This is a genomic window from Mycobacteroides franklinii (assembly GCF_002013895.1).
GTDB classification, from domain to species: Bacteria; Actinomycetota; Actinomycetes; order Mycobacteriales; family Mycobacteriaceae; genus Mycobacterium; species Mycobacterium franklinii.
This window is the reverse complement of the sequence record NZ_MAFQ01000003.1, coordinates 64000-83663: the sequence shown is the minus strand read 5'-3', so window position 1 is coordinate 83663 and position 19664 is coordinate 64000. Positions and strand designations below refer to the sequence as shown.

21 protein-coding genes are annotated in these 19664 nt (G+C 66.5%); 19 read left to right on the top strand and 2 right to left on the bottom strand.

Annotated features, from left to right (window positions below; genetic code table 11):
- Positions 1-22 precede the first annotated feature (22 nt).
- Genes B4393_RS04175 through B4393_RS04165 form a run of 3 tightly spaced genes read left to right on the top strand, consistent with a single transcriptional unit; the run spans position 23 to position 2185 of the window.
- Positions 23-328: a WXG100 family type VII secretion target gene (locus tag B4393_RS04175; RefSeq protein ID WP_078333083.1), complete on the top strand. Its 306-nt coding sequence runs from the start codon at positions 23-25 to the stop codon at positions 326-328.
- Positions 321-1958, top strand: coding sequence for a hypothetical protein (locus B4393_RS04170; RefSeq protein WP_078333082.1), 1638 nt, complete (start codon positions 321-323; stop codon positions 1956-1958). The genes B4393_RS04175 and B4393_RS04170 overlap by 8 nt, the downstream gene beginning before the upstream one ends.
- Complete coding sequence (locus tag B4393_RS04165; protein ID WP_078333081.1) at positions 1955-2185, top strand: hypothetical protein; 231 nt, start codon at positions 1955-1957, stop codon at positions 2183-2185. The genes B4393_RS04170 and B4393_RS04165 overlap by 4 nt, the downstream gene beginning before the upstream one ends.
- 1 nt (position 2186) lies before the next feature.
- On the opposite strand, the gene B4393_RS04160 is transcribed toward B4393_RS04165, so the two are convergent.
- Positions 2187-3053 carry a dienelactone hydrolase family protein gene (locus B4393_RS04160; RefSeq protein ID WP_078333327.1) on the bottom strand — a complete coding sequence of 289 codons (867 nt, stop codon included), beginning with the start codon at positions 3051-3053 and terminating at the stop codon, positions 2187-2189.
- 99 nt (positions 3054-3152) lie between these two features.
- Here B4393_RS04160 and glmS point away from each other — a divergent pair, with 99 nt between their 5' ends.
- The 13 genes from glmS to B4393_RS04095 all read left to right on the top strand — a co-directional run bounded on the left by glmS (position 3153) and on the right by B4393_RS04095 (position 16039).
- On the top strand, positions 3153-5018 hold the full coding sequence (gene glmS, locus B4393_RS04155) for a glutamine--fructose-6-phosphate transaminase (isomerizing) (RefSeq protein ID WP_078280257.1): 1866 nt from the start codon (positions 3153-3155) through the stop codon (positions 5016-5018).
- Between the two features lie 78 nt (positions 5019-5096).
- Entirely contained in the window at positions 5097-6530 is a 1434-nt protein-coding gene (locus tag B4393_RS04150; RefSeq protein ID WP_078333080.1) for an NAD(P)H-hydrate dehydratase, read from the top strand.
- 10 nt (positions 6531-6540) lie between these two features.
- Positions 6541-7959: a glutamate decarboxylase gene (locus B4393_RS04145; protein WP_078333079.1), complete on the top strand. Its 1419-nt coding sequence runs from the start codon at positions 6541-6543 to the stop codon at positions 7957-7959.
- A gap of 15 nt (positions 7960-7974) precedes the next feature.
- On the top strand, positions 7975-9168 hold the full coding sequence (gene alr / locus B4393_RS04140; RefSeq protein ID WP_078333078.1) for an alanine racemase: 1194 nt from the start codon (positions 7975-7977) through the stop codon (positions 9166-9168).
- The gene (locus B4393_RS04135; protein ID WP_078333077.1) at positions 9158-10249 is read left to right on the top strand and encodes an alpha/beta fold hydrolase; all 1092 of its coding nucleotides are present in this window, start codon (positions 9158-9160) and stop codon (positions 10247-10249) included. The genes alr and B4393_RS04135 overlap by 11 nt, the downstream gene beginning before the upstream one ends.
- Positions 10246-10713, top strand: a complete 468-nt coding sequence (tsaE, locus tag B4393_RS04130) for a tRNA (adenosine(37)-N6)-threonylcarbamoyltransferase complex ATPase subunit type 1 TsaE (RefSeq protein WP_078333076.1) — start codon at positions 10246-10248, stop codon at positions 10711-10713. Before B4393_RS04135 ends, tsaE begins: the two co-directional genes overlap by 4 nt.
- Positions 10710-11333: a tRNA (adenosine(37)-N6)-threonylcarbamoyltransferase complex dimerization subunit type 1 TsaB gene (tsaB, locus tag B4393_RS04125; RefSeq protein WP_078333075.1), complete on the top strand. Its 624-nt coding sequence runs from the start codon at positions 10710-10712 to the stop codon at positions 11331-11333. The genes tsaE and tsaB overlap by 4 nt, the downstream gene beginning before the upstream one ends.
- Complete coding sequence (gene rimI, locus B4393_RS04120; protein ID WP_078333074.1) at positions 11330-11797, top strand: ribosomal protein S18-alanine N-acetyltransferase; 468 nt, start codon at positions 11330-11332, stop codon at positions 11795-11797. Before tsaB ends, rimI begins: the two co-directional genes overlap by 4 nt.
- 12 nt (positions 11798-11809) lie before the next feature.
- Positions 11810-12844, top strand: a complete 1035-nt coding sequence (gene tsaD / locus B4393_RS04115; protein WP_078333073.1) for a tRNA (adenosine(37)-N6)-threonylcarbamoyltransferase complex transferase subunit TsaD — start codon at positions 11810-11812, stop codon at positions 12842-12844.
- Positions 12841-13296 carry a nuclear transport factor 2 family protein gene (locus tag B4393_RS04110; protein WP_078333072.1) on the top strand — a complete coding sequence of 152 codons (456 nt, stop codon included), beginning with the start codon at positions 12841-12843 and terminating at the stop codon, positions 13294-13296. The genes tsaD and B4393_RS04110 overlap by 4 nt, the downstream gene beginning before the upstream one ends.
- Before the next feature lie 183 nt (positions 13297-13479).
- The gene (gene groES, locus B4393_RS04105; protein WP_005056050.1) at positions 13480-13779 is read left to right on the top strand and encodes a co-chaperone GroES; all 300 of its coding nucleotides are present in this window, start codon (positions 13480-13482) and stop codon (positions 13777-13779) included.
- A gap of 106 nt (positions 13780-13885) precedes the next feature.
- Positions 13886-15511 (top strand): chaperonin GroEL, encoded by a 1626-nt coding sequence (gene groL / locus B4393_RS04100; protein ID WP_078280225.1) that lies wholly within the window; start codon positions 13886-13888, stop codon positions 15509-15511.
- 198 nt (positions 15512-15709) lie between these two features.
- Positions 15710-16039, top strand: a complete 330-nt coding sequence (locus tag B4393_RS04095; RefSeq protein ID WP_078280800.1) for a DUF4333 domain-containing protein — start codon at positions 15710-15712, stop codon at positions 16037-16039.
- 66 nt (positions 16040-16105) lie between these two features.
- On the opposite strand, the gene B4393_RS04090 is transcribed toward B4393_RS04095, so the two are convergent.
- Positions 16106-16396 carry a WhiB family transcriptional regulator gene (locus tag B4393_RS04090; RefSeq protein WP_005056056.1) on the bottom strand — a complete coding sequence of 97 codons (291 nt, stop codon included), beginning with the start codon at positions 16394-16396 and terminating at the stop codon, positions 16106-16108.
- Positions 16397-16757: 361 nt separating this feature from the next.
- Here B4393_RS04090 and B4393_RS04085 point away from each other — a divergent pair, with 361 nt between their 5' ends.
- From B4393_RS04085 to B4393_RS04075, 3 genes are all read left to right on the top strand, one after another.
- On the top strand, positions 16758-17585 hold the full coding sequence (locus B4393_RS04085) for a hypothetical protein (RefSeq protein WP_109558535.1): 828 nt from the start codon (positions 16758-16760) through the stop codon (positions 17583-17585).
- An 89-nt stretch (positions 17586-17674) separates the two neighbouring features.
- A complete protein-coding gene (locus B4393_RS04080) occupies positions 17675-18253 on the top strand; it encodes a sigma-70 family RNA polymerase sigma factor (RefSeq protein ID WP_070938597.1) in 579 nt (192 codons plus the stop codon).
- Positions 18246-19649 carry an anti-sigma-D factor RsdA gene (locus B4393_RS04075; RefSeq protein WP_078333326.1) on the top strand — a complete coding sequence of 468 codons (1404 nt, stop codon included), beginning with the start codon at positions 18246-18248 and terminating at the stop codon, positions 19647-19649. Before B4393_RS04080 ends, B4393_RS04075 begins: the two co-directional genes overlap by 8 nt.
- Positions 19650-19664 lie beyond the last annotated feature (15 nt).

Genomic DNA, 19664 nt, shown 5'->3' with positions numbered 1-19664 from the left:
GTAGGCACCCGTCGTAGTCAGTATGGGAAAAACCAGGATCGACGTCGCTGGTGTCCAGGGGGTCGCCGGAGAGTTCGACAACATAGCTGGTGAGCTGCAAAAAGCAATTGAGCAGCTGCGCGGTTTGTCCTTTGGCGGGGCATCGGCCGGGCGGTGGCACACCGCCAAAGGAGACGACGTCAGGAGTGGACTGCGTGAAGTAGTGACCCATCTTGAGGACTGGCATCGCACCAACACCGCGATCGCCGAGCAGCTTCGTGCGACCGCGCAACGGTATGCCGAGCAAGAGGCCAAGACCGCGGAAAAGGTGAGCCGCGTCTATGGCTAGCAAATGGGATATCGAGGCGCTGCGCGGCGAGGGACTGTCGGCAATTGCGAACTCGCAGAACTACGTCACCGCCGCGATCCGGGGCAACGGCAAGTCTCCTGTCACGATCACGAACCCTGATCTCACTGCCAACGAGCGCCAGCTGTTCGATTGGTACGACATGGATGCCGGCATGGATTTGAACAAGCTCGGTGCGGACCTTGAGCTGTTCAAGAGCGCGGCAGCAACTATGAAGGCCGCCGCCGAACGTCAGCACGGACAGCTGCAGCAGCTGGTCGGCTTGTGGGAAGGCAAGGGCTCTGAGGCCGCGAATGACTTTCTGAAGAACCACAATTCGACTGCCGATTCGGTCACCGACGAATTCGGGAAGGTGTCCACGGGTCTGGACGGGCTGCGGAACGCCTTGTGGAACATCGTCGATCTGAAGAAGCAGGCCTCGACCATGGTCGACGGGCTGGTGACCGATCGCGCGCATTTCGACAGCGCCGTCGCGACCTACAAGACCGGCACGGGCGATAAGTCGAAAGCCGATGAGACCAATGCGACCATGATCGGTCCGCACGTCAAGAATAACGTCGAGGGTCAGCTGCTGCCCGCTCTCAAGAATGCGTGGCGGGCCGGCGGCGGAGCCTACGACACCTTGATCAATGGGCTGAAGTCGAAGCTGCCTCCTGGATTCACGTTGCCGCCCGGTGTGTTTGGCCCGGAGGCGGACTCCACCGACGATTCGACTCCGCCCAAGGACAAGGACAAAGTCAAAAAACGCGTCACCAACGACCAGGGCACTGGTGGGGGCTCCGATGGAGGTGGCGGAGCAGCCAGCGGTACCGCAAGTGGCGGCATGCAGGGCACGGCCACACCGGCGTCCGCGATGGGCAATCAGGGTGGTCAAATGTCCAACGCCGGCCAACAGCAGGGCGCCGGTCAGGGTCAGGGCCAGCAGGGCATGGACCCGAGCCAAATGGTCAGCGGTGTCACCGGTGCCCTGACGGGTGCGCTGAGCTCCATTGGTCAGGCGGCAAGCGGAATCGTCAGCGCGATCACCGAAGGCCTCTCCAACATCCCGTTCGACCAGATGGGGGGACACGACGGCAATCCCGGGGACAAGCTCGACGGTACGGCCGACGAAGCCGCCGACAAGAAGGACGAGGGCAAGGATGGGGGCGCCGACAAGGCCGACAAGAAGGATCCGGACGCCAAGATGGCGGCGGCCAAGGATGCTGCCATTCACGAGGCGCGTGCCGATGCCGGGGGCACCTTCGCGACGGACGGCAAGCCGGCACCGGGAGTTCAGCTCGCGGGTGCCGGCGGGCTAGAGGCCACACCGCCCAGTACTCCCGGTCAGACCACCCCGGGTGCGCCGTTTGGTGCCACACCGCCCGGCGCGGTTCCGCCCGCCGCCGGTGGGATGCCAGCGGCGCAGTCCGTGGGTTCCACGGCTCCGGTGGCCCCGCATCCTGTCCAGGCTCAGCAGCCGGCGCCGGCCCAGCACGCCGAGCAGCAGCAGGCGTCCCCCTTGCCGTCGGTCGGACCCGACAACCCGTCGGCACAACCCCGGGCCGCGAAGGCCGACGCGGGGGAGACGCCCTGCGAGATCGCCGCGGACGAATTGCCCAAGGCCGGACGATGATCGACATCACCGATGCGCTGGCGGGCATCGTCGCGGACTTCGAGAGCACACTTGATCAGTTGCGTGACGAGGCGGACGCGGTGCACGGGGAGTCAGTGCCCGAGGAACAGGTGGCCGCGACGACGGTGAAGTCCGCCAACGAATTTCGCATGCCCACGCAGATCTACCTGACCGAATCCGATTTCGACGAGGACGACGTCTACCGCTGGCAGCAGTGGCGGCGCTGAGTTACTTCAGCAGCGATTGCATACGGTCGAGGTCGCTGATCTCCAGCTCGGCGGCCGCGGGCAGCGAGGTGTTCGGCAGCTCGGCGGCGGTGTCCGCGAAATCTCGGTAGCGTTTGTCGCCTGTCAGCTGGAACAGCAGGTAGCCGGTCAGCAGGGCCCGGGTGTTGCGTTGGGTGGCGCGGTGGGATCCGCCGAGACCGACGAATCGACGGACCCAGCTGTGTTCGGGAAGGCCGCCGGATTTCGCCTTCGCGATGCACCGCAGCTCGCCGCCCGGCCAGGCGTGCGCGAGAGCCACGGCATTGGATCGCAACGACTGCGCGTCCTCGGTGCTCGTCACCACGAGCCCGGGGACGGTCAAGCCGGCGGCGCTGTTCTCCACCGGCGGCTGCGTCGCGCTGGGAAACAGGGTGACCACGGCCTTGGCGCCTACCGGCCGATTTTTCTTGTCCACCAGGGCCGGGGTCCGGGTCGCCGCGAAGACCGCTGCGGAGGCACCCAGGCCGTGGCCGGCGAGTGCCAGCTTGGTGGGATGCACGCTGATCTTGCCGTCGCCGAGGCGCACCCGAGTCACGATCTCGAGTGTTGTGGCCAAGTCGGCGGCCAGATTCAGGTGTGACGGGATCAACCCCTTCTCGGTGTCCGGGGCGGCGGCGACGATTCCCCAGGACGCGAGGTGTTCGAGGGTCCCTCGATACTTGTCCGTACCGGTCAGCCAGTCGTGGCCAAACGCCACCGCAGGCAGATTGAAGCCCGAATCCGGTGTGTAGACGACGCCGGTCACCCCCGCGAAGGCCAGGTCGCCGCGCAGAACCTTGTGCGGACCACGGCGGGTCAGGGCTTTGAATAGGGTGCGGGTGCTAGCCATGGGATGAGCCGCTTGCGCGAAGACCGACAACCATTGCATGACCGTAGCTGATCGCCGGCGTTGCGGACCGCAGCGGGAACTGAACTACCCTGTTGGGCTATGTGCGGAATCGTCGGGTACGTCGGCCACCGGGACGCTCTTGGTGTCGTCCTTGAGGCGCTTCGGCGGCTCGAGTACCGCGGCTACGACTCCGCGGGGGTTGCGCTGGCCGACGGCAGCGGCGGGCTGCTGGTGCAGCGGAAGGCCGGTCGACTGGCGAACCTGGAGTCCGCGATCGCCGAATCTGGTGAATCCTTCGCCGCGACCACCGGGATGGGACACACCCGCTGGGCCACCCACGGTGCCCCCACGGACCGCAACGCCCACCCGCATCGCGATGCCACCGGCAAGGTCGCGGTGGTCCACAACGGGATCATCGAGAACTTCCCGGCGCTGCGCGCCGAGTTGGAGGCTGCCGGCGTCGAGTTCGCCAGCGACACCGATTCCGAGGTGGCCGTGCATCTGGTGTCGCGCCAGTATGAATCTGGGGACACGGCGGGTGACTTCGTGGCCTCGGTACAGGCCGTCGTGCGACGGTTGGAGGGGCATTTCACTCTGGTCTTCTCCCACGCCGACGACCCGGGCACGATTGTGGCCGCCCGCCGGTCCACCCCGCTGGTTGTCGGCATCGGCGACGGTGAGATGTTCCTCGGGTCCGATGTCGCCGCGTTCATCGAATACACCCGGGATGCTGTCGAATTGGGGCAGGACCAGGTTGTCGTCATCACCGCGGACGGTTACCGCATCACCGACTTCGACGGCAATGACGACACCGACAACGCGCGGGTGTTCAAGATCGATTGGGATCTGTCGGCCGCGGAAAAGGGCGGTTACGAGTACTTCATGCTCAAGGAGATCGCCGAGCAGCCCGCCGCGGTGTCCGACACCTTGTTGGGCCACTTCGACCTCGGTCGGATAGTGCTCGACGAGCAGCGGCTCTCCGATCAGGAGCTGCGCGATATCGACAAGGTGTTCGTGGTGGCGTGCGGCACGGCCTTCCACTCTGGTCTGCTGGCCAAGTACGCCATCGAGCACTGGACGCGGCTGCCCGTGGAAATCGAGCTCGCCAGCGAGTTCCGTTACCGTGATCCGGTTTTGGATCGCAGCACGTTGGTGGTCGCCATCTCGCAGTCCGGTGAGACGGCGGACACCCTGGAAGCGGTGCGGCACGCCAAGGAACAGAAGGCCAAGGTGCTGGCCGTCTGCAACACCAACGGTTCGCAGATTCCCCGTGAGTGCGATGCGGTGCTGTACACCCGCGCCGGGCCGGAGATCGGTGTGGCCGCCACGAAGACCTTCCTGGCGCAGGTGACGGCCAATTACCTTGTGGGCCTTGCGTTGGCGCAGGCCCGCGGGACCAAGTACCCGGACGAGGTGGCCCGTGAGTTCCACGAGCTGGAGGCCATGCCCGAGCTGATCCAGCGCGTGATCTCCGCGATGGATCCGGTCGCCGACCTTGCCCGGCAGTACGCGCAGTCCTCCAGCATCCTGTTCTTGGGGCGCCACGTCGGATACCCGGTGGCGCTCGAAGGTGCGCTCAAGCTCAAGGAACTGGCGTACATGCACGCCGAGGGTTTCGCGGCCGGCGAGCTCAAGCACGGGCCGATCGCGTTGATCGAAGAGGGATTGCCGGTCATCGTGGTGATGCCGTCACCTAAGGGCATGGGGCTGCTGCACTCGAAGCTGCTGAGCAATATCCGTGAGATTCAGGCCCGTGGAGCGCGGACGATCGTCATCGCCGAAGAGGGCGACGAGACGATCCGCCCCTTCGCCGACCATCTGATCGAGATTCCCGCCGTATCGACGCTGTACCAACCGCTACTGTCCACGATTCCGATGCAGGTTTTCGCCGCGGCAGTGGCGCAGGCTCGCGGGTATGACGTGGATAAGCCGCGGAACCTGGCCAAATCGGTCACCGTCGAATAGTTCCGGATCCAGACGACACGGAGCGCGCAAAAGCCGCAGGAACAGCGTGCATTACGCGTTCTCGGCGAAGATAGCGTGATGAGGCACTACTACAGCGCCCAACAGATCAGAGACGCCGAGGCCCCCCTGCTGGCTGCCCTGCCGGACGGGGCGCTGATGCGGCGCGCGGCATATGGACTGGCTACGGTCATCGCGGGCGAGCTCTCGCGGCGCGCGGGTGTGGTGGCCGGGCGCCGCGTATGCGCCATCGTGGGTTCTGGGGACAACGGGGGAGACGCCTTGTGGGCGTTGACGTTCCTGCGTCGGCGTGGCGTGTCGGTCACCGCCGTGCTGCTGAACCCCGATCGCGCCCACCGTGACGGGCTGACGGCTTTTCGTAAGGCCGGCGGCCGGGTGGTGTCCGCGGTGCCCTCTGACACCGACCTCGTCGTCGACGGCGTGGTGGGCATCTCCGGTAACGGCCCGCTGCGGCCCGGCGCCGCCGAGATCGCCGATGAGGTCACCGCCGCGGGCATACCCGTGATCGCGGTGGACATTCCCAGCGGCGTCGACGTACACACCGGGGCGGTGGACGGCCCGGCCTTTCGCGCCGCGGTCACGGTGACGTTCGGTGGGCACAAACCCGTTCATGCTCTTGGTGATTGCGGTGACGTCCGGCTTATCGACATCGGGTTGGAGCTGCCCGCGTCGACGCTGCGGGAACTGGATGCCCATGATGTGGCGGCCGCGTGGCCGATCCCCGGACCGGCCGACGACAAATACACGCAGGGCGTCACGGGCGTGCTGGCCGGATCGAGCACCTACCCGGGAGCGGCCGTGCTGTGTTCCGGTGCCGCCGTCGCCGCGACCTCCGGGATGGTTCGTTACGCGGGAACGGCTGCCGCCGAGGTGGTTTCGCACTGGCCGGAAACGATCACCACGCAGACGGAAGAGGCTGCCGGCCGGGTGCAGGCCTGGGTGATCGGTCCGGGGTACGGAACCGCCGAGCGTCAGACGCGGACCCTGCGCCGGGTGCTGTCGGGTGGCCTGCCCGTCCTCGTCGACGCCGACGCTCTGACGATTCTGGCCGAGCATCACGATCTGACCGAGCTGGTGGCATCGCGCGCCGCGGCCACCGTCCTGACCCCGCACGCCGGTGAGTTCGCGCGGTTGGCAGGCGCACCGCCCGGTCCCGATCGGGTCGGTGCGGCGCGGTCACTGGCCGCACGGCTCAGGGCCACGGTCCTTCTCAAGGGGAACGTCACCGTCATCGCCCAGCCGGATGGGACGGCGTATCTGAATCGGGCCCATGGTTCGTGGGCCGCCACCGCGGGCTCGGGTGATGTGCTTGCCGGGGTGATCGGGACGCTGCTGGCGGCGGGAATTCCGGCGCACAAGGCCGCTGCGATGGGGGCTTACGTGCACGCGCGTGCGGCTGCTGCCGCCGCGGCAGACCCGGGTCCGGGTAAAGCTCCCATTTCGGCTTCCCGTCTTCTTGGACATCTGCGGTGGGCAATCGCCGAAATAGGGTGAGAATCGGTTTATGTCGAATACCCGCGATCAGTTCCGCCTCTCGGCCCATGCAGGCAAGATCAACGCCTCCTCGTTCAGCCCCGCCTATACCGGCCGGTTGTCCACGGCCCCCATCCCGGCACTGCGGCTGCCCGATGAGCCGATGGACCCGCAGGCCGCGTACCGGTTCATTCACGACGAGCTGATGCTCGACGGCAGCTCCCGGCTGAACCTGGCGACCTTCGTCACGACGTGGATGGATCCCGAGGCCGAGAAGCTGATGGCCGAGACGTTCGACAAGAACATGATCGACAAGGACGAGTACCCGGCGACCGCCGCCATCGAGTCGCGGTGCGTGGCCATGGTGGCCGACCTGTTTCACGCCGAAGATCTGTCCACCGAGGACCCGTCGTCGGCGGTGGGTGTGTCGACCATTGGATCCAGTGAGGCGGTGATGCTCGCCGGGCTGGCCCTCAAGTGGCGTTGGCGCGCCAAGGTGGGTGACGACTGGAAGGGGCGCACGCCCAATCTGGTGATGGGTTCCAACGTGCAGGTGGTGTGGGAGAAGTTCTGCCGGTACTTCGATGTCGAGCCGCGGTATCTGCCGATGGCCAGGGACCGGTACGTGATCACGCCCGAGCAAGTGCTTGATGCGGTGGACGAGAACACCATCGGTGTCATCGGCATCCTGGGCACCACCTTCACCGGTGAGTTGGAGCCGATCGCCGAGATCTGCGCCGCACTGGACAAACTCGCCGCCACGCCCGGCAAGCCCGATGTCCCGGTGCATGTCGACGCCGCCAGTGGCGGTTTCGTGGTGCCGTTCTTGCACCCCGAAGTGCACTGGGACTTCCGGCTGCCGCGGGTGGTGTCGATCAACGTCAGCGGGCACAAGTACGGGCTGACCTATCCCGGGATCGGCTTCGTGGTGTGGCGCAGTAAGGAACACCTGCCGGAAGAGCTGGTGTTCCGGGTCAACTACCTGGGCGGTGACATGCCGACGTTCACCCTCAACTTCTCCCGGCCGGGCAACCAGGTGGTGGGGCAGTACTACAACTTCCTGCGACTGGGCCGGGCCGGATACGCCCAGGTGATGCGTTGTCTGTCGGAGACCGCGCGCTGGTTCGGTGATGAGCTGGGTAAGAGTGAGCATTTCGAGGTGATCACCGACGGCTCGGCGATCCCGGTGGTGTCGTTCCGGCTGAAGGGCAATCACCCGTACACCGAGTTCGATATCTCGCATTCGTTGCGTGCCTTCGGCTGGCAGGTTCCGGCGTACACCATGCCCGACGACGTCACCGATATCGCGGTGCTGCGGGTGGTCGTGCGCGAGGGCTTCTCAGGCGACCTGGCCAGGGCGCTGCGCGATGACCTCATCACCGTGCTCAAGGGTCTGGACGAGCTGAAACCCAATGGGCACTTCGACGAGGTGCAGCCGTTCGCCCATTAGCGAGCGGATGGGACAATGGAGCCGGTGACCACGACTTCGACGACTACGGGCGGCCTCCCGCCGAACACAGGCGAGACGACCGCACAGGCGGTCATCGACCTGGGTGCCGTCGCGCACAATGTGCGGTTGCTGCGTGAGTACGCGGGCCCGGCCCGGCTCATGGCAGTGGTCAAGGCCGACGGTTACGGGCACGGCGCGGTGCGGGTGGCGCGTACCGCGCTGGCTGCGGGGGCCGACGAGCTCGGGGTCACCACCGTCACCGAGGCGCTGCAGATTCGTGCCGCCGGTATCGACGCGCCACTGCTCGCCTGGTTGCACGCACCGGGAGCCGACTACGCCGCCGCGCTGAACGCGGATGTCGAGGTCGCGATTTCATCGCTCGATCAGCTCGGTGAGCTGCTCACGGCGGCGCGGTCCACCGGGCGACAGGCGATCATGTGCATCAAGGTGGACACCGGGCTCAACCGCAACGGAGTGCCGGCCGAGTACACCCGCGATCTCTTCGAGGCGTTGGCCAAGGCGCAGGCCGAGGAGTCAATCCGGGTGCGCGGCATCATGTCTCACTTCGCGTATGCCGATCAGCCCGGCGACTCCACCATCGACATGCAGATCGGCCGGTTCAACGACGCGCTCGAGGTGGCGCGCAGCTTTGGGTTGCGTTACGAGCTGGCGCATCTGTCGAATTCGGCGGCCACGTTGACCCGTCCCGATACGCGGTACGACATGGTGCGTCCGGGTATCGCGGTCTATGGGATCAACCCGATGCCCGGGGCCGTGGAGACCGAGCTGATCCCGGCGATGTCGCTGACGTGTGCGGTGTCCTCGGTCAAGCCGGTGCGGGCCGGTGAGGGGGTCTCTTACGGGCACGTGTGGACCGCCCCACGCGACACCAACGCGGCGCTCATCGGGCTCGGCTATGCCGATGGCGTGGTCCGCGGGCTGGGCAACCGTTTCGAGGTGGCCATCGGCGGGCGCCGATACCCGAACATCGGGCGGGTGTGCATGGACCAGTTCGTGGTCGATCTGGGTGACAACGGGGCCGGAGTGCAAGCCGGCGATGTCGCAACGCTTTTCGGGCCGGGTGCGGCGGGTGAGCCGACAGCGCAGGAATGGGCGGAGCTGCTCGACACCATCGCCTACGAAGTGGTCACCGGCCCACGGGGCCGGGTGGTGCGGACGTACCGGGATTCCAGGACCGTTGAGCAATAAGTCGAACGCCTGGCTGGCCGGTGTCGCGGGGATCGGTGCCGTGGTCACTGTGGCCGGTGTCGGCACCGCGCGCTCCATCGGTCGACGCAGCTTCGATGACCCCTATCGCGGTGAGGATTTCGATCTGCTGGAGACCGATCGCGGCAGCATCGTGATGACCGATGACGGTATCCCGCTTGCGGTTCGCGAGGTAGGCCCGTCGAACGCGCCACTGACCGTTGTGTTCGTGCACGGTTTTTGTCTGCAGATGGCGTCGTTTCATTTCCAACGCCGCGAGCTGGCGAGCCGCTGGGGCGACAATGTCCGGATGGTCTTCTACGACCAACGCGGACATGGGCGTTCGGGCCTACCCGCCCCGGCGTCGTGCACCATCCGACAACTCGGCGACGACCTCGAGTCGGTGCTGCGCGTGCTGGTGCCACGGGGCAACGCGGTCCTGGTGGGCCACTCGATGGGCGGCATGACCATCCTGGCGCACGCCGGGCGCCACCCCGAGCAGTATGGCCGCAGGATCGTCGGTGTCGGCTTGATCGCCAGTGCCGCCGAAGGTCTTTCACACACCGCGATCGGCGCGGGGCTGCGCAATCCGGCGCTGCGCGTGCTACGCACGGCCGTGCATTACGCGCCGCGGCCGGCTCACCACGGGCGCGGCGCCGTCAAATCACTCGTGGGCCCGGTCCTGCAGGCCGCGTCGTATGGGGGCCAGCGGGTGAGTCCCACGCTGGTGAGGTTCAGCGAGCGGATGATTCACCAGACGCCCGTCACCACCATCGTGGATTTCCTGCGCGCACTGGAGGAGCACGACGAGACAGCGGCGCTGCCGACCATCGCGCCACTACCCAGCCTGGTGATATGCGGCGACACCGACATGCTCACCCCACACACCCAATCAGAGTCCATGGCAGCACAATTGGGGCCCAGCGGCCACAATGAGCTGATCCTGGTGCGTGAATCGGGGCACCTCGTGCAGCTGGAACACCCGGGAATCGTCAACGACGGTATTGACCGGCTTGTCAGGCGCTCGACACCAACACTTTTCGCCGCCATCAAGCAGCGTCTGCGCGATCGGACCGGCCGTTGATCGACGAATCGGGAAGTGTCGCATTGCCGACGCTGCAGGACACGCTGGAGTTCGGCGCACGTATCGGACGCGACCTCGTCGCAGGTGACGTCGTCGTACTCAGCGGGCCGCTGGGGGCGGGAAAGACCGCGCTGACCAAGGGGATTGCGCAGGGCATGGACGTCGATGGTCCCGTCACCTCGCCGTCGTATGTGCTGGCGCGGGTCCACGAGGCGCGGCAGCCGGGAGCGCCGACGTTGGTGCATGTGGACGTCTACCGGCTGCTGGAACACCAAAGTGCGGACCTGCTAGGCGAACTGGACTCATTGGACCTGGACACGGAGCTGGACGACTCGGTGGTCGTCGTCGAATGGGGAGAAGGCCTGGCCGAACGGCTCTCGGCACATCACCTGGACATCCGGCTGGAACGCGCCGCCGACTCCGATGAACGCACCGCAACCTGGCATTGGAGTTGTGAGCCGTGAGCGTGATACTCGCCCTGGACACCGCCACCCCCGCCATCACGGCGGGGCTGGTGAGGCGCGCCCCCGATGGATCGGTACAGCCACTGTCCGAACGAATCACCATGGGCGCCAGGGGCCATGCCGAGGCTCTCACGCCGAACATCGCAGCGGCATGTGCCGATGCCGGCGTCGCGGTCGGCGAGCTCGGCGCGATCGTGGTGGGCTGTGGACCGGGCCCGTTCACCGGACTGCGTGTCGGCATGGCGACCGCGGCGGCCATGGGCCTGGCGCTGGACATTCCGGTGTACCCGGTGTGCACCCTCGATGCCATCGGCTACGGCACCACCGGCGGCGTCCTCGTCGTCACCGACGCCCGCCGGCGTGAGGTGTATTGGGCCGGATATCGCGATGGCGCGCGCATCAGCGGTCCGGCCGTCGATGCGCCCGCCGACGTGTCGGTCCAGGGTTACGCCCAGGTAGCCGGATCGCCAGATCACACAACGCTTTTCGATCTCCCGGTGCTGGACCGCCAGTACCCGTCGCCGTCCCGGCTGGTCCAGGTGGCCGACTGGGATGGGCCCCCGGATGCCCTGACTCCGCTGTATCTGCGTCGCCCCGACGCCAAAGAACCTGGCCGATGACCATCGAGCTCGGCCCGCTGCGCCGCCGCGATGCCCGTCGGTGCGCCGAACTCGAGGCGATCCTGTTTCAGGGCGACGATCCGTGGCCGGAGTCGGCCTTCCGCTCCGAGCTCGCCGCGGCGCACGTCTTCTACCTCGCGGCCAGGGACGGACGCACGCTGGTGGGGTACGGCGGCATCTCCCGCTTGGGGCATCAGGAGCCGGAGTACGAGATCCACACCATCGGGGTGGATCTCGCCTACCAGAAACAGGGCTTGGGACGGCGTCTGCTGGATGCGCTGCTCGCGCACGCCGACCAGGATCCGGGCCCGGTGTTCCTGGAGGTCCGCACCGACAACGAGGCCGCGATCGCGCTGTATCACGGCACCGGGTTTGAGACCGTCGGCCTGCGCAAGCGGTATTACCCGGGCAGCGGAGCCGATGCCTTCACCATGAAACGCCCTGCACACGGCATCGTGAAATAGGCTGACGCTGCTATGACAGTCATCCTCGCCATCGAAAGCTCCTGCGACGAAACCGGAGTGGGTATCGCCGAGCTGACCCCCGACGGGTCGGTGGTGCTGTTGGCCGACGAGGTCGCCTCCAGCGTCGACGAGCACGCACGTTTCGGCGGGGTAGTGCCCGAGATCGCCTCCCGCGCGCATCTGGAGGCGCTCGGCGTCACCGCGCGGCGTGCGCTGGACATCGCGGGGGTGCAGAAGCCCGATGTGGTCGCCGCGACCATCGGGCCGGGCCTGGCGGGTGCGCTGCTTGTCGGGGTCTCCGCCGCCAAGGGGCTGGCGCTGGCTTGGGGTGTGCCGTTCTACGGCGTGAACCATCTCGGCGGCCACATCGCCGCCGACGTCTACGAAAACGGGCCGCTGCCCGAATGCGTGGCCCTGCTGGTTTCGGGCGGACACACCAGTCTGCTGCACGTGCGGTCGCTGGCCGAGCCCATCGAAGAGCTCGGCGCCACGGTCGACGATGCCGCCGGTGAGGCCTACGACAAGGTGGCGCGGCTTCTCGGGCTGGGTTATCCGGGTGGCAGGGTGCTCGACGAGCTTGCACAACACGGTGATTCGTCGGCGGTTCCGTTCCCGCGGGGCATGACGGGACCACGCGACGACAGACACAGCTTCAGCTTCTCGGGACTCAAGACCGCGGTGGCCCGTTACCTGGAAAAACACGGTGAAACATGCGATTTCTCTCCCGCAGATGTGGCTGCGGGCTTCCAGGAGTCGGTGGCCGACGTGCTGACCATGAAGGCGGTGCGCGCGGCCACCGACCTCGGGGTATCGACCCTGCTGATCGCCGGTGGTGTGGCCGCCAACTCGCGGGTGCGTGCATTGGCCGAGCAGCGGTGCGCCGAGGCCGGCGTGACACTGCGGGTGCCCCCGCCGCGGTTGTGCACCGACAACGGCGCGATGATCGCCTCCTTCGCGGCGCACCTGGTGGCCGCGGGCGCGCAGCCGTCCTCGTTGCAGGCCGCGGCGGACCCCGGGTTACCCGTGGTGAAGGGGCAGGTGCGGTGAGCATCGCAGACCGGCTCGCCATCACCGATCTGCTGTACCGGTACGCCGAGCTGATGGACGCAGGCGATTTCGGTGGGGTCGGCGAGCTCCTTGGCCGCGGTTCGTTCGGTGGGGAACAGGGGAGTGGGTCCGGTGCCTCGGCGATCACCAAGCTCTTCGTCACCACCACCCGCCGCTATCGGGAGACCGGTGGCACGCCGCGCACCCGGCACTTGGTGCTCAACCCGATCGTGGAGGTCGGCGACGACGGCACGGCCTCGGCCCGATCGACGTTTTGCGTGGTGCAGGCCACCGAACAGCTGCCGCTGCAGGCGATTGTCGTGGGCCGATACCGCGACACCTTCGGCCGCGACGAGCACGGGTGGTATTTCAGCTCGCGCCGGGTAGATGTCGAGATGGTCGGTGATGTGTCGGCCCATCTGCTCATGGATCCGGGTGCTTTGAGCGGTTAGGTCACAGCCCACTCTTGAGCGCTGGCACTCTCATGTATAGAGTGCTAGATGGCGATCGGTTGACGTTGTGTCGGCACCCGCGACGACGACGCGACACTCATCCGGCCGCCGAAACATCTATTGACAATCCAGGCTCATGGGCACCAGGCCCACCGAGCCACCCTGAGAGGGAAAGGGATCACTGTGGCCGTGAACATCAAGCCACTCGAGGACAAGATCCTCGTGCAGGCCAATGAGGCCGAGACCACGACCGCTTCCGGTCTGGTTATCCCGGACACTGCCAAGGAGAAGCCGCAAGAAGGCACCGTCGTCGCAGTTGGCCCCGGCCGCTGGGATGAGGATGGCGAGAAGCGGATCCCCCTGGACGTGTCCGAGGGCGACGTCGTCATCTACAGCAAGTACGGCGGCACCGAGATCAAGTACAACGGCGAGGAGTACTTGATCCTGTCGGCTCGCGACGTGCTGGCTGTCGTTAGCAAGTAACACCCTGTGACCGCCCCGGAAACCACCTGTATTGCAGGCGTTTCCGGGGCGGCACGCGTTTTGCCCAAACCTGTCCAGTGCTGAATCAGCCGACTAGAGAGAACACATGAGCAAGCTGATCGAATTCAATGAGACCGCGCGCCGCGCCCTGGAAGCCGGGGTCAACAAGCTGGCCGACGCGGTCAAGATCACGCTCGGTCCACGCGGACGGAACGTGGTGCTGGCCAAGGCATTCGGCGGGCCCACCGTAACCAACGACGGCGTCACCATCGCCCGCGATATCGACTTGGAAGATCCGTTCGAGAACCTGGGCGCCCAGCTGCTCAAGTCGGTGGCCACCAAGACCAATGACGTTGCCGGTGACGGCACCACCACCGCCACGGTGCTGGCGCAGGCACTGGTCAAGGCCGGTCTGCGCAATGTGGCCGCGGGTGCCAACCCGATCGAGCTCGGCACCGGTATCGCCCGCGCCGCCGACGCCGTGTCCGAGCGGCTGCTGACAGTGGCCGCGCCGGTGTCCGGCGAGCACGCCATCGCGCAGGTGGCCACCGTGTCCTCGCGCGATCCCGAGATCGGCGAGCTGGTCGGCCAGGCCATGACGAAGGTCGGCGGCGACGGTGTCGTCAGCGTCGAGGAGTCCTCGACCATCAACACCGAGCTCGTCATCACCGACGGTGTGCAGTTCGACAAGGGCTACCTGTCGCAGTACTTCGTGACCGACTTCGACGAGCAGAAGGCGATCCTGGAAGACGCGCTGGTGCTGCTGCACCGCGACAAGATCAGCTCGCTGCCGGACCTGCTGCCGCTACTGGAGTTGGTGGCCAAGGAGGGCAAGCCGCTGCTGATCGTGGCCGAGGACGTGGAGGGCGAGCCGCTGTCCACCCTGGTCGTCAACGCGATCCGCAAGACCCTCAAGGCCGTCGCGGTCAAGGCGCCGTTCTTCGGTGACCGCCGCAAGGCGTTCCTGGAGGACCTGGCGATCGTCACCGGTGCTCAGGTGGTCAACCCCGATGTGGGCCTGTCGCTGCGTGAGGTCGGCATCGAGGTGCTGGGCACCGCCCGCCGCATCGTGGTGAGCAAGGACGAGACGGTCATCGTCGAGGGTGGCGGTTCCGAGGAGGCCATCAAGGCGCGCGTCGCGCAGCTCAAGGCGGAGATCGAAACCACCGACTCGGACTGGGATCGCGAGAAGCTGCAGGAGCGTCTGGCCAAGCTGGCCGGCGGTGTTGCGGTGATCAAGGTGGGTGCTGCCACCGATACCGCCCTCAAGGAGCGCAAGCACCGCGTCGAGGATGCTGTCGCGGCGGCCAAGGCTGCCGTGGAAGAGGGCATCGTCGCCGGCGGCGGTAGCGCCCTGGTGCAGGCTCGTTCGGCGCTGGACGGATTGCGTGTGGAGCTCAAGGGCGATGAGGCCAAGGGTGTCGACGTGTTCGAAGCCGCGCTGTCCGCGCCGTTGTTCTGGATTGCCACCAACGCCGGGCTGGATGGAGCCGTCGTGGTGAGCAAGGTGGCGGAGCTGGATGCCGGGCATGGCTTCAACGCGGCGACGCTCGAGTACGGCGACCTGATCGCCGATGGCGTCATCGATCCGGTGAAGGTGACCCGCTCGGCCGTCATCAACGCGGCGTCGGCGGCGCGGATGATCCTGACGACCGAAACCAGCATCGTGGAGAAGCCGGCCGTCGAGGCCGACCACGGTCACGGTCACGGTCACCACGGTCACGCCCACTAGAGAGCAATGCAGACGCCCTCGGCCCACGGGTCGGGGGCGTCTTGCGTTTTGTGGCAATGGGGCCCGTACAAGGCGGTGTGGGCGGCCTAGTGGCCTTCGCGATCGTCAACGTCGATGGGGTTGCCGTCCTCGTCGATCGGCCAGGGTGGCCGTGGCGCCGCGCTAAAACGGGGGTTTACTAAGCGGATGGCTAGTCACATGTCGCGGCTGACGGCGTTGGTCCTGGCGGGGCTGCTGCTCTCGGGCTGCGAGGCGCACTTCAGCTTGGGGTCGTCTTCCCCTGAGCTCACCAAGGCCAAGTTGGAGGCCGGGCTCAAGGACGGGATCAAGGAGAAGACCGGTGTCACGCTCGCCAGCGTCAGCTGTGAGGGGGCGTTGAAGGGCGAGAAGGGTGCCACTCAGCGGTGTGCGGTCGTCGACGGCGAGGGCAAGACGATCGGGGTCACCGTCAGGACTACCGATGTGCAGGGATCGCAGATTTTCTTCAACTGGAAGGTCGATGACCAGCCGGCGGGCCCCGTTACCTAAAGACCCCCGCAAACGTTGGGCCCCCGCCACCATCTGGGTGCGGGGGCCCAACGTTTGCTCAGCGTATTACGCGGTGCGGCGTACTCCGCGGCGCAGAATCAGTTCACGTTCGGACTCCGAGAGCCCGCCCCAGATTCCGTACGGCTCGGCGACAGCCAGCGCGTGTGCGCGGCACTGCACCAGCACCGGGCATGCCCGGCACATCTCCTTGGCCTTCATCTCCCGCTGTGCGCGGGCACGGCCGCGTTCACCGTCGGGATGGAAGAAGACCGACGAATCGACTCCTCGGCAAACGCCCTTCATCTGCCAATCCCAAATATCTGCGTTGGGCCCAGGCAACTGCTGTGGCTGCGGCATGTGGTTAACCCTCTCGCTGCGCGCGCAGTCGACCTGCGCGTGAGTGAAGTTGCACCAGACGTGTCGCCAATGACAAGCGGTGTACACAACGTAGGTGCGCGGTAGAAATCCAGTCAATAGGCGATGATCATGGCAACATCACGCCATTAGGTCCAGAATTAACATCACGTTCATCGTCTTTGCTCATGACTGGTACGTAGCGGTCGCTCACCTGCGTGGTCAGCGGGTTTTGGCCGTGGGTTTTCCGTTTCCTTAATGCTGTGTTGGTGAAGTGTTCACAGGTCCGGTTGACATCGATTTAACATCCGCAGCATCAACTGTTAACGCCATATTTGACGGAATTGGTACGGTGGCCGCTCCCATGGTGACTTCCCTTACCTCCGTAACGGCCGTGCTCAGCAATGCCGCCTTTGGTCCGAGTCCAGCTACGTGGCCGCTTCCGTGCGCTTCAACACCTGAGGATGCCTGGTTTCGTGCCGTCGCGCTGGGTGGAGCGGGACGCTATGCGGCGGCGCACGCCGAATTGAGCGGCATCGTGACCTCGCGCCCCGGCAGACGTGCCTCGCTGGCGCTGAGTACACGCGCATCACTGGTGCGTCAGCTCGGCTGGCACACGCATGCGCGCGGGCTGGATGGCCGCGCACTGATGCTGGCCGGCACCGACGCCGAGGCGCGGTCCGATGCACTCGTCGGGTTGGCGGCGGATGCACTGGGACTGGGGCGATTTCCGCTTGCTCACGCGTTACTGGAACGGGCCGATGCGCTATCCGTGCGCGGTGACGTTCGGTGGCCATGGCGCCTACCCCTGCGGTTGGCCTGGGTGCACGCCGAGCTGGCGATGGTGTCCGGCGACGGGGAGCGATCGCTGCGGTACGCGCGCACGGCCGAGCAGCTCGCGCGTGATGTGCCTTCGGTAAGACACCAGGTCAAGACGGCGATGGTGCTGGCCGCGGCGCTCAGCAGCGTTGGCGATATGAATGAATCGGCGGTTGTCGCCGCGCGCGGGCTGCAGGCCGCGACGGCGAATGAGCTGGTGCCGCTGCGCTGGGCGCTGGCGGCGATGTTGTCCGGTCTGCCGTCGTTCGACGGGGCGGGGCAACCTCGTGAAGACCTCGTTGCTGTTCGCCGCGAATGTGCCGCGTGGATAGCCCGCGCGGGTGGGCGTTGGCGCCTCGAGGTGGTGGACTAAATGCGCTGCCCGCTGATGTCCAACGCTATTGTCCTAGGTGACAGCACCACCACGGTGCACCACACGTAACGCTGGGGAATGCGCAGTCGATGACAAGTACGGAGAGCGGGCTCGACGACGTCGTTGCTGCTGCCGTCAAAGGCGATCGCGACGCGCTCTCTGAGGTACTTAGTGCCATCCGGCCCGTCGTGGTGCGATATTGCCGCGCTCGAGTTGGAACGGCGGAAAGAAGTGGTCTCTCCGCCGACGACGTAGCGCAGGAGGTGTGTCTCGCGGTGATCGCAGCGCTGCCTCGCTACCAAGATCAGGGACGTCCGTTCCTGGCCTTCGTGTACGGCATCGCCGCGCACAAGGTAGCCGATGCGCACCGCGCGATGGCCCGCGACAAGTCCGACCCCGCCGAGACCCTGCCGGAGCAGTTCGACCGCCATGCGGGCCCCGAACAGGAGGCGCTGAACTCCGAATCCTCGCGGCGCATGCAAGCGCTGCTGGAGGTGCTGCCCGAGAAGCAACGCGAAATCCTCATCTTGCGTGTGGTCGTCGGCCTGTCGGCGGAGGAGACCGCCGACGCGGTCGGCAGCAGTGCGGGCGCGGTCCGGGTGGCGCAGCATCGGGCACTGCAGAAACTCAAGGCAGAGATGACTCGGGCGGGTGATCACCGTGGCTGATGGACGCGGATGGTTCCCCGGTCCGCAGGGCTGGCAAGAGAACGAGGGGCCCGAAGACCTGGCGGCGCTGCGGCGCACCAACCGGATGATCGATGCCATCGCGGCGGATCTGCCGGTGGCCACGTCCGATTCCGACGAGTACGCCGTGGCGATGATGTTGGCGGCCTGGCGCGAGGATGTCGGGCGCGATCCGATGCCGGCGAAACCCACACTCGGGCAGGCGCGTAACGCACTGCGCGACCGTGGTGGCCGTTCGCGGCTGCTGGCCACGACGGTGGGTTCGGCGGCCGCGGTGACGCTGCTGTTCGGCGGATTCGGTGCGGCCGTGTACCAGTCGCATCCCGGTGACGCGTTGTATGGGCTGCGTAGCTCGTTGTTCGGCACGGGCCCGACGGTGCGCACGGACCCGGTGGTGCTCTCGGCGCAAACCGAACTTGCGCAGGTGGAAAAGCTTATTTCCCAAGGGGATTGGGAAGGGGCGCAGCAACAGCTCGGGGTTGCCGCTGCGCGCGTCAACGAGGTGGGCGACGCCCAGCAGAAGGCCGAGCTGGCCAGCCGGGTGCAACAGGCCGAAGTCAGGATCGACGCCAAGAACCCGCAGGCGACCGTGCCGCCGGAGATGGTGACCGAGACGCCGCGCATCATGTTGTCGCCGCCGGCGATCGCACCCATCACGAGCACAACCAGTTCCACGACCTCGACGACGCCGGTAACCACCACGTCCGAGACAACGTCATCAACCACGACGTCGGAGACGTCGTCCACATCCACGTCCTCGTCGACGACGGAGACAAGCGGTTCGACATCGACGAGCACCTCCAGCTCCACGTCGACGAGCTCCACGTCCACATCTGTCCAGACGTCCACGTCGACGTCGACCACCGTGTCGGCCACCACCACCACGACGCCGCCGAGCTCCACGTCGGCGATCACGTCGACCCCGTCCACCTCGACGTCGTCCAGCGTGACACTCACGACGACGGCACCCTCCGCGCCCACCACGTCCGTCTCTGCTCCGGGGGTGATTGCGAGCACCACGGCGCCGTCGACTGCGCCCATCGTGACCGTCCCGACGACTCCGGAAGGGGTGACCATCGTCACCACCCGGCCCGGAGTTGTTGACACTCCCGTGATCACCGCGCCGACGACGATCGAAGCTCCGACGCCGATTACCCGTACTCCCGACAACCAGGTGCCGAACTATCAGGCACCCGTCAACATCCCCGGGTCGGGGAACCTTCACGGGTATCCGGGCAGCGGCGGGAACGCGGGTTCGGGCGCCGACGGCCCGTCACGGCACATGCCGGTGATGACGTCAGCTCCAGTGGCTCCGGCCAATCCGGGAGGCGGGTCGGCGAATCAGGGAAGTGGATCGGGCTCGCACGTCGGCGGGTAGGCCGAAAAGCGAAAG

Bases quoted from the DNA above. Each gene is read 5' to 3' on its own strand.
- B4393_RS04090 (WP_005056056.1), bottom strand. From the start codon at position 16,396: ATGCCGCAGCCACAGCAGTTGCCTGGGCCCAACGCAGATATTTGGGAT.
- B4393_RS04170 (WP_078333082.1), top strand. From the start codon at position 321: ATGGCTAGCAAATGGGATATCGAGGCGCTGCGCGGCGAGGGACTGTCG.
- B4393_RS04165 (WP_078333081.1), top strand. From the start codon at position 1,955: ATGATCGACATCACCGATGCGCTGGCGGGCATCGTCGCGGACTTCGAG.
- groL (WP_078280225.1), top strand. From the start codon at position 13,886: ATGAGCAAGCTGATCGAATTCAATGAGACCGCGCGCCGCGCCCTGGAA.
- rimI (WP_078333074.1), top strand. From the start codon at position 11,330: ATGACCATCGAGCTCGGCCCGCTGCGCCGCCGCGATGCCCGTCGGTGC.
- B4393_RS04175 (WP_078333083.1), top strand. From the start codon at position 23: ATGGGAAAAACCAGGATCGACGTCGCTGGTGTCCAGGGGGTCGCCGGA.
- B4393_RS04145 (WP_078333079.1), top strand. From the start codon at position 6,541: ATGTCGAATACCCGCGATCAGTTCCGCCTCTCGGCCCATGCAGGCAAG.
- B4393_RS04080 (WP_070938597.1), top strand. From the start codon at position 17,675: ATGACAAGTACGGAGAGCGGGCTCGACGACGTCGTTGCTGCTGCCGTC.
- tsaD (WP_078333073.1), top strand. From the start codon at position 11,810: ATGACAGTCATCCTCGCCATCGAAAGCTCCTGCGACGAAACCGGAGTG.
- B4393_RS04095 (WP_078280800.1), top strand. From the start codon at position 15,710: ATGTCGCGGCTGACGGCGTTGGTCCTGGCGGGGCTGCTGCTCTCGGGC.
- B4393_RS04160 (WP_078333327.1), bottom strand. From the start codon at position 3,053: ATGGCTAGCACCCGCACCCTATTCAAAGCCCTGACCCGCCGTGGTCCG.
- glmS (WP_078280257.1), top strand. From the start codon at position 3,153: ATGTGCGGAATCGTCGGGTACGTCGGCCACCGGGACGCTCTTGGTGTC.
- B4393_RS04085 (WP_109558535.1), top strand. From the start codon at position 16,758: ATGGTGACTTCCCTTACCTCCGTAACGGCCGTGCTCAGCAATGCCGCC.
- B4393_RS04150 (WP_078333080.1), top strand. From the start codon at position 5,097: ATGAGGCACTACTACAGCGCCCAACAGATCAGAGACGCCGAGGCCCCC.
- alr (WP_078333078.1), top strand. From the start codon at position 7,975: ATGGAGCCGGTGACCACGACTTCGACGACTACGGGCGGCCTCCCGCCG.